This is a genomic window from Microbacterium sp. GbtcB4 (genome assembly GCF_019091465.1).
Taxonomy (GTDB): Bacteria; Actinomycetota; Actinomycetes; order Actinomycetales; family Microbacteriaceae; genus Microbacterium; species Microbacterium paraoxydans.
This window is the reverse complement of record NZ_JAGXJJ010000321.1, coordinates 1-250: the sequence shown is the minus strand read 5'-3', so window position 1 is coordinate 250 and position 250 is coordinate 1. Positions and strand designations below refer to the sequence as shown.

The following is a 250-nucleotide window of genomic DNA, read 5'->3' as shown; positions in this document are numbered from 1 at the left end:
AGGCGGAGCAGCTGATCCGTTTCGCCCCCCACCGCGCCGACACCTCGGAGCGCCGCCGCGCCGCGAAGCAGAACGAGGAGGCGAACCTCGCGCTGGAGACGGCCACCGAGGCGACGCGACGCGCCGCTGCCCTGCTCGACGCGGTGGAGGACTTCGAGATCGAGGCCCTGCGCGCCGAGACGACCCTGGCCGAGGTCATCGCCGACTCCCGCAACGACCTCATCGCCGCCCGGACCGCTCCCTCCACGCC

The 250-nt window shown here is 74.0% G+C and carries 1 pseudogene; it reads left to right on the top strand.

The annotated features are described in order from the left end of the window. Positions 1-250 (top strand): annotated as a pseudogene (locus KVS71_RS18015) (hypothetical protein); the annotation flags it as partial.